This window comes from Saccharothrix sabaoui, from assembly GCF_051756985.1.
Classification (GTDB): domain Bacteria; phylum Actinomycetota; class Actinomycetes; order Mycobacteriales; family Pseudonocardiaceae; genus Actinosynnema.
This window is the reverse complement of record NZ_JBPKJK010000020.1, coordinates 73501-81369: the sequence shown is the minus strand read 5'-3', so window position 1 is coordinate 81369 and position 7869 is coordinate 73501. Positions and strand designations below refer to the sequence as shown.

Genomic DNA, 7869 nt, shown 5'->3' with positions numbered 1-7869 from the left:
CGGAACCCGGCCTCCGCCACCTTGTCCGCCGGCAGCAGGTTGCGGGTGTCCACGATGACCCGGCCGGGCATCGCGGCGGCCAGGTCGGACCAGTCCAGCTCGGCGAACTCCGGCCACTCGGTCAGCACCACGACCCCGTCCGCGGCCTCGGCGGCGGCCTCGGCGGAACCGGTCACCCGCACCGGGCCGCAGTCCCGCGCCACGCACGGGTCGAAACCGGTCAGCACGGCGCCCTCGGCGGCCAGCAGCTCCGCCACGGCCAGGGCGGGGGAGTCCCGCAGGTCGTCGGTCCCGGCCTTGAACGTCAACCCCAGCAGCGCCAGCCGCGCACCGCGCAACGGCCCCACCGCGTCGCGGACCAGCCCGACGACGCGCTCCGCCTGCCGGCGGTTGGTGCCGATGGTGGCGCGCAGCAGGGAGAAGTCGACACCCACCGCGTCCGCCGTGGACAGCAGCGCGCTGGTGTCCTTGGGGAAGCACGACCCGCCCCACCCCGGACCGGGTTCGAGGAACGCCGACCCGATCCGGTCGTCGAGCGACATGCCCTCGGTGACGTCGGAGATGTCCGCGCCGACCCGCTCGCACAGCTCGGCCAGGCTGTTCACGTAGGACAAGCGCATCGCCAGGAAGCAGTTGCTGGCGTACTTCACCATCTCGGCGCTCGCGCTGTCGGTGACGATCGCGGGCGCGCCCGTCCCCTCGTACAGCTCGGCCACCCGCACCGCCGCGTCGCGCGCGCCGCCGTCGCGCGGTCCCGGCGCGCCGACCACGACCCGTTGCGGGCGCAGGAAGTCGTCGACGGCGTGCCCCTCGCGCAGGAACTCCGGGTTGGACACCACGGGCTGGTCGACGACCGCCGCCACCCGCTCGGTGGTCCCCGCCGGCACGGTCGACTTGATCACGATCACGCAGTCCGGCCCGACCTCCTCCCGCGCCTCCTCCAGCACCGCGTGCACGAACGACAGGTCCGCCTCGCCGTCCGGCCCGGTGGGCGTCGGCACGCACACGAACACGAAGTCCACACCGGACAGCGCGGGCCGGTTGCCGAGCACGAACCGCAGCCGCCCCGACGCCAGCCCGTCGGCGACCAGCTCGGCCAACCGGGGCTCGTGCGCGCCCACCTCCGCCCGCGACAGCGCGGACACCTTCGCCTCGTCGACGTCGGCGCACACCACGGTGTGCCCGAGCCGCGCGAAGCACGCCGCCGTGGTCAGCCCGACATAGCCGGCGCCGACGACTCCGATCCTGGCCACGGTCCACCTCCCAGCAGTGCGCGTGCCGCCGCCAGCACGTCTCCCACACCGATCTTCAGCAGCCCGGGGTCGGGCCGGTCGGCGAACGTGTCGCCGGTCGTGCCGTGCCACAGCACGTGGTGCGGACCCGACCGGGGCCCCCACAGGGCGGGCGGCACGGGCCCGAACAGCACGACCGACGGGGTGCGGTAGGCGGTGGCGACGTGCGCCACGCCCGTGTCGCCGCACACCACGAGCCGCGCGCCCGCCACGAGGTCCAGCAGGCCGCCGAGGTCGCCGACCCGGGTCCGGCCCCGCCCGACCGCCCGCACCAGGGCCGCCTCGGACGGGCTCCCGGTGACGACGACGTTCGGCCCCAGCTCCCGCACGACGGCCGCGTACCGGGCGGCGGGCCACCGGCGCGACCCGTGCGACGCGCCGGGGTGCACGACGATCGCGCCGGTGCGCGGGCGCGGCGGCAGGTGCAGGTCGGCGGGGTCGCACGCGATGCCGAACTGCGCGAGCAGCCGGCACCACCGCACCACCTCGTGCTGCCGCTCGGCCCACGGCACGTGCGCGCCGTGCGTGATGAGCCGCTGCGGCCGGGTGGCGCGCAGCAGCTCGGTGCTCTCCGGTCCGCGCCCGTGCAGGTTCACCGCCAGGTCGGGCGACTCGTACTCGATCGGCACGAGCCCCTCGGTGGGCAGCAGCACGTCGACCGCGTCGATCCGCGCCACCGCGTCGGCCAGCCAGCCCGGCGCGGCCAGCGTGATCTCCGCGTCCGGGTGCGCCCGCCGCAGCCCGCGCAGCGCCGGCACGGCCGTCAGCAGGTCGCCGAGGCCGAGGGCGCGCAGCACGAGGATCCTCATCGCGACACCGCCCGGGGTCGGGGCGCCGTCGCGAGCGCGTCCGGCCGCACGGGCTCGGCGCCGCGGTGGCGCAGCTCGCCGCGCAGCCGGTGCAGGCAGGCCGCGGGCGGGATGGCCGCGCTGGTCACCACCATCCGGGCCACCTCGTCGGCGGTGCGCGGTCCGGGCGCGATGCGCTCGACGGCGAACTTCGCGGTGAGCCCCGCCCACGCGCCGCCCAGCGCGAGGGCCGCCCCGCGCCACCCGAGCAGCCCGCACGCGACGGCCAGCACACCGGCCCCGGTGGTGACCGCGTGCCGGCGCAGCAACCCGGGGGCGCCGCCGATCGCCTCCCGCCAGCCGGGGCCGAGCAGCCGCCGCATCAGGGCGTCGTCGGCGTTGCCGCGCTGCTGGCGCAGGCTGGCGAGGAAGTCCGACCCGCGCACCGGGTGCACGGTCACCCGCTCGCCGGTGACGATGCGGTAGCCGTGCCGCTGCACGCGCAGCGCCAGTTCGGCGTCCTCCCGGTAGGCGCGCGGGAACCGCTCGTCGAAGCCGCCCGCGTGGGTGAGCGCCGCCCGCCGGTAGGCCATGTCCGCGGTGATCCAGCGGGCGTCGGCCAGCCCGGCGGTGCCGCGCTCCCAGTCGGTGGGCCTGCGGTCCTCCGGCAGCGGCACGGTGATCCGCGCCTGCGACGCGCCGACGTCGAGCCCCAGGTCCTCCAGGTCGGCGACCAGGCGCGCCTTCCAGTCGCGCGGCGGCAGCACGTCGTCGTCCAGGAACGCCACCCACTCGCAGCACGCCGCGCGCCACCCGGCGTTGCGCGCGGCGGCCGGGCCGCGCCCGCCGGTGCGCAGCAGCCGCGCGCCGTGCGTGGGCGGCAGCGGGCCGGGTTCGGGCCGGTCGTCCACCACGATCACCTCGCGCGGCGGCGGGCCGGAGCCGTGCTCCAGCGCGTCGAGCACCCGGGTCAGGCTCTCCCGGCCCATCGTCGGGATGACGACCGCGTAGTCGACGCTCATCGCCGCACCACGAACGGTCCGATGGCCAGCAGGTCGACCGGCGCGGAGCCGAAGCACTCCAGCGCGTCGCGCGGGTCGTCGACCATGGGCCGCCCCGCCGTGTTCAGGCTGGTGTTCACCACCACCGGCACGCCGGTGAGCCGGTCGAACTCGGTGAGCACGCGCGCCATCAGCGGCTCGGTCGCCGGGTCCACGGTCTGCACGCGCGCCGTGCCGTCCACGTGCACGACGGCCGGGATGCGGTCCTTCCACCCCTCCGCCACGTCGTGCACGAACAGCATGTACGGGCTGGGGAACGGCCCGCGCGAGAACAGCTCCCGCGCCCGGTCGGCGAGCACCATCGGCGCGATCGGCCGGAACTGCTCGCGCCCCTTGACCTCGTTGAGCCGGGCCAGGTTCTCCGCCCGCCCGGGGTGCGCGAGCAGCGAGCGGCGGCCCAGCGCGCGCGGCCCGTACTCGCTGCGGCCCTGGAACCAGGCGACCACCTGGTCGTCGGCCAGCGCCTCGGCGACGGCGACCGCCACGTCCTCCGGCTCCTCGTACCCGATCTTGGCGTTGTCGAGGTACTCGCGGATCTCGTCGTCGGTCCACGAGCGGCCCAGGTCCGCGCCCGGCATCGGGGCGGCCGGCTCGCCGGAGTCCGCCACGACCGACAGGGCGGCGCCCAGCGCCGTGCCCGAGTCGCCGGCGGCGGGCTGCACCCACACCTCGTCGAACGGCCCCTCGGCGAAGATCCGGGTGTTGGCCACGCAGTTCAGCGCCACGCCGCCCGCCATCGCCAGCCGCTTCTGCCCGGTGCGCTCGTGCAGCCAGCGCACCTGGTCCAGCAGCACCTCCTCGACCCGCACCTGCACGCTCGCCGCCAGCTCGGCGTGCTCGCGCGTCATCTCCTCGTGCGGCTCGCGCTTCTTGGCCAGCGTCGACCAGTTCAGCGGCATCACGGCGAACCCGCCGTCGTCGGTCGCGTACACGTGCTCGCGCAGCAGGTCCAGGTGCACCGGCTTCGCGTAGGAGGCCAGCGCCATCACCTTGTACTCGTCGCTGGAGCGCAGGAAGCCCAGGTGCTCGGTCAGGTCCTCGTAGAACAGGCCCAGCGAGTGCGGCAGGTGCTGCGCGGCCAGCGTCTCCAGCCGGTGCCCCCGGTAGCTGCCCGCCAGGTGCGAGCGGCACTCGCCGCGGCCGTCGTTGACCAGCACCGCGCAGTCGCCCGCGAACGGCGCGGCCAGCGCCGCCGACGCGGCGTGCGCCACGTGGTGCGGCACGAACCGCACGATCGCCGGGTCGAGGCCGGGCAGCGCGGTGGCCAGGAAGCGCGGCGCGCGCCGGGCGTACTCGGTGCGCAGGTCCTCCCAGGGCACGTCGCTGGGCTCCACCAGGTCCGGGTCGTAGGAGTAGGCGACCGCGTCCAGGTCGGCGGGGGTGAGCCCCGCGCGTTCCAGGCACCACCGGGCCGCTTGTTCGGGCTGCTCCCACGCGGAGAACGGCACCGGGCGCTTGCCGTGCTTGCGCCGCGAGAACCGCTCCTCCTCCGCTGCGGCGACCACCTCCCCGTCGACCACGAGGGCCGCGGCGGGGTCGTGGAAGACCGCGTTGATGCCGAGCACGCGCACGGCGTTCCCCTTTCGTTGCTGTCCGGAGTCGTGGTGGGGTGGGTCGCTACCCGACGAGGTGCCGGTCGAACGACCGCCGCAAACCCTCGTCCAGCGGGATCTCGGGCTGCCAGCCGAGCAGGTCGCGGGCCAGCGAGATGTCCGGGCGGCGGCGGCGCGGGTCGTCGACCATCGGCTCGACGTGCCGCACCCCGGAGTCGCTGCCGGTGATCTCGACGACCCGGCGCGCCACCTCCAGCACGGTGACCTCCTCCGGGTTGCCCAGGTTGACCGGTCCCGCGTGGTCGCTGTCGGCCATCGAGAGCAGGCCGCGCACCAGGTCGTCCACGTGGCACAGCGACCGGGTCTGGGTGCCGTCGCCGTGCACGGTCAGCGGCTCGCCCGCCAGGGCCTGCCGGAAGAACGTCGGCACCATCCGGCCGTCGTCCGGGCGCATCCGCGACCCGTAGGTGTTGAAGATCCGCACGATGCCCGCGTCGATGTCGTGCTGGCGGCGGAACGCGCTGGTCAGCGCCTCACCGAAGCGCTTGGCCTCGTCGTAGGTGCTGCGCGGGCCGATCGGGTTGACGTTGCCCCAGTACGTCTCGCGCTGCGGGTGCTCCAGCGGGTCGCCGTAGACCTCGCTGGTGGAGGCGATCACGATCCGCGCGTCCTTGCGCCGCGCCAGTTCGAGGGCGTGCAGCGTGCCGAAGCCGCCGGTCTTGAGCGTGCCGACGGGGTCGCGCAGGTAGTCCGCGGGCGACGCCGGGCACGCCAGGTGCAGGACCAGGTCGACGTCGCCGAGCAGGTCCAGCGGCCGGGTCACGTCCATCGCCACGACACCCAGCCGCGCGTCGTCGGGCAGGTTGTCCGGGGAACCGGTCGAGAAGTCGTCCACGCAGACGACACGCGTGCCGCGCTTGAGCAGCGCCTCGCACACGTGCGACCCGAGGAACCCGGCCCCGCCCGTCACCACCGCGCGTTCGAATGCCATGCGGTTGGCCTACCCGGCAGGAGCCGGTGTAACCACCGGGTTCGCGGGTGACACCCGCCGGTGTCGGCGACGGCGCAGGTGGACGCGGTGCGTGACCGCTCCGCGTCACCGCCCCGCACGGCCGCCCCGCATGGCCGCTCCGCATGGCCGCTCCGCGTGACCGGGGGCCGCGGCGGGGTCAGCCCGCCAGGGCGTCGCGCTCCACCACGACGTCGCCCACGTCGTCCACGCGGTAGCCGACGCCGCGCACGGTCGTGATCACCGAGGCGACGTCGCCGAGCTTGCGCCGGATGCGCCGCACGTGCACGTCCACCGTGCGGGTGTCCGCGAAGCTCGTCGTGCCCCACACGCGCGCCATGAGCGCCGTGCGCCGGTGCACCTGCCTCGGGTGCGCGCACAGGTGGTGCAGCAGGTCGAACTCCAGCCTGGTCAGCTCCACCTGCGCGCCGCGGACCAGCACGCGCCGCGAGTCGGCCAGGACGCGCAGCCGCGGCTCGACCCGCTTCACCGGCAGGTCCACCACCACCGTGGCGTCGGGTCGCGCCGGGCCGGTCGCGCCGTCGAACACGGCGTCGAACGCGGACCGGATCGCCTCCGCCAGCCGTCCCGCCGCGTCCGCCGCCCCGGTCGCGGGCGCGGACAGGCGCAGGACGACCGTCACCTCGACGTCCGTCACATCAGGGGATGCCCTCACGGGGTGATCGGACCAGTGCGGGGTGACGCGGGTCAACGCCGTCCGGTGCGTGGGAGCCGTTGACAACGGGCATCATGGTGGTCCATGAGGACCATCACCCTGAACAACGGCGTCGGTATGCCGCAGCTCGGCTTCGGCGTCTTCCAGGTGTCCACTCAGGACACCCACGACGCGGTCACCGAGGCGCTGCGGGTCGGCTACCGCAGCGTCGACACCGCGGCGGTCTACGGCAACGAGGAGCCCGTGGGCCGCGCGCTGGCCGACTCGGGGATCGCCCGCGACGAGCTGTTCGTCACCACCAAGCTGTGGAACTCCGAGCAGGGCTACGACGAGGCGCTGCGCGCGTTCGACGTGAGCATGGGCAAGCTGGGCCTGGAGCGGCTGGACCTGTACCTGGTCCACTGGCCCGCGCCCGCGCAGGACCGCTACGTCGACAGCTGGCGCGCGCTGGGCAAGCTGCTCGCCGACGGCCGCGTCCGCGCGATCGGCGTGTCCAACTTCCAGCCCGCGCACCTGGAGCGCGTGGTCGAGGCCACCGGCCAGGTGCCCTCGGTGAACCAGGTGGAGCTGCACCCCTACCTCCAGCAGGCCGAGCTGCGCGCCTTCCACGCGGAGCACGGCATCGTCACCGAGGCGTGGAGCCCGCTCGCCAAGGGCGGGCAGCTGCTGGACGAGCGGGTGGTCGCCGACATCGCCGGGAAGCACGGGAAGACGCCCGCGCAGGTGGTCCTGCGGTGGCACGTGCAGCTCGGCAACGTCGTCATCCCCAAGTCGGTCACGCCGAGCCGCATCGCGGAGAACTTCGCCGTGTTCGACTTCGAACTGGACGGTGACGACCTGGACCGGATCTCCACCCTGGACCGCGGCGAGCGCACCGGCCCGGACCCCGACACGTTCGGCTGACGCGTGGGGCGGGCCCCGGGGACCACCCCCGGGGCCCCGGGGATCACACCTCGACCGGGCCGCCGGAACGCCAGTACACGCCGTCGGCCCGGCTCAGCAGCCCTTCGTCCACCAGGTACCGGCGCACGGTCACGTGGTCGACCTCGCCGCCGTCGCACCAGCGCCTGAGCACCTCCACCACGTCGCGTTCGGGGTAACGTCTACCCGGCTCGAACGCGGCGCTCACCTGTTCGAGCACCGCCCGCCTGCGTCCGCGCTGCGCGGGGAGCCCCACCAGCCGCCCTCCTCGCACGAACGGGTCCTCCGGGACCCGGTTCGCCTGCTCGACCAGGGTGGCCTCCTTGAACAGCTCCTCGCGCAACCGCAGGCCGGAACCGTCGGTCACCACCAAACCGGCCGTCCGCAGCCTGCGCAGGCAGTTCTCCACGCGGCGGGCGTCCAGCCCGGTCGCCGCGACCACCTCGCCGCCCGTGCGCGCGCCCAGCACGAGGGCCGCCGCCACGCGCAACCGGCCGGTGTCCGCCAGCAGTCCCACCAGTGAATCAGGGGTCACGCGACGAGCTAACCGAAGAGGGCGGCCTGGTGCA

At 75.0% G+C, this 7869-nt stretch carries 8 protein-coding genes; 1 reads left to right on the top strand and 7 read right to left on the bottom strand.

What is annotated here, in order from left to right; genetic code table 11:
- The 6 genes from ACR807_RS09095 to ACR807_RS09070 all read right to left on the bottom strand — a co-directional run.
- On the bottom strand, window positions 1–1253 hold a 1253-nt coding region (locus ACR807_RS09095; RefSeq protein WP_438920777.1), incomplete at its 3' end, for a UDP-glucose dehydrogenase family protein.
- Complete coding sequence (locus ACR807_RS09090; protein ID WP_438920776.1) at window positions 1211–2101, bottom strand: glycosyltransferase family 9 protein; 891 nt, start codon at window positions 2099–2101, stop codon at window positions 1211–1213. The genes ACR807_RS09090 and ACR807_RS09095, both read right to left, overlap by 43 nt.
- A complete protein-coding gene (locus ACR807_RS09085; RefSeq protein ID WP_438920775.1) occupies window positions 2098–3102 on the bottom strand; it encodes a glycosyltransferase family 2 protein in 1005 nt (334 codons plus the stop codon). Before ACR807_RS09085 ends, ACR807_RS09090 begins: the two co-directional genes overlap by 4 nt.
- Window positions 3099–4712, bottom strand: coding sequence for a carbamoyltransferase family protein (locus ACR807_RS09080; RefSeq protein WP_438920774.1), 1614 nt, complete (start codon window positions 4710–4712; stop codon window positions 3099–3101). Before ACR807_RS09080 ends, ACR807_RS09085 begins: the two co-directional genes overlap by 4 nt.
- 46 nt (window positions 4713–4758) lie before the next feature.
- Window positions 4759–5685: a UDP-glucuronic acid decarboxylase family protein gene (locus tag ACR807_RS09075; protein WP_438920773.1), complete on the bottom strand. Its 927-nt coding sequence runs from the start codon at window positions 5683–5685 to the stop codon at window positions 4759–4761.
- Between the two features lie 178 nt (window positions 5686–5863).
- Window positions 5864–6379 (bottom strand): winged helix-turn-helix domain-containing protein, encoded by a 516-nt coding sequence (locus ACR807_RS09070; RefSeq protein ID WP_438920772.1) that lies wholly within the window; start codon window positions 6377–6379, stop codon window positions 5864–5866.
- A gap of 84 nt (window positions 6380–6463) precedes the next feature.
- Between ACR807_RS09070 and ACR807_RS09065 the strand changes: the two genes are divergently transcribed.
- The gene (locus ACR807_RS09065; RefSeq protein WP_438920771.1) at window positions 6464–7282 is read left to right on the top strand and encodes an aldo/keto reductase; all 819 of its coding nucleotides are present in this window, start codon (window positions 6464–6466) and stop codon (window positions 7280–7282) included.
- A 43-nt stretch (window positions 7283–7325) separates the two neighbouring features.
- On the opposite strand, the gene ACR807_RS09060 is transcribed toward ACR807_RS09065, so the two are convergent.
- On the bottom strand, window positions 7326–7835 hold the full coding sequence (locus tag ACR807_RS09060) for a DUF2087 domain-containing protein (protein WP_438920770.1): 510 nt from the start codon (window positions 7833–7835) through the stop codon (window positions 7326–7328).
- Window positions 7836–7869 lie beyond the last annotated feature (34 nt).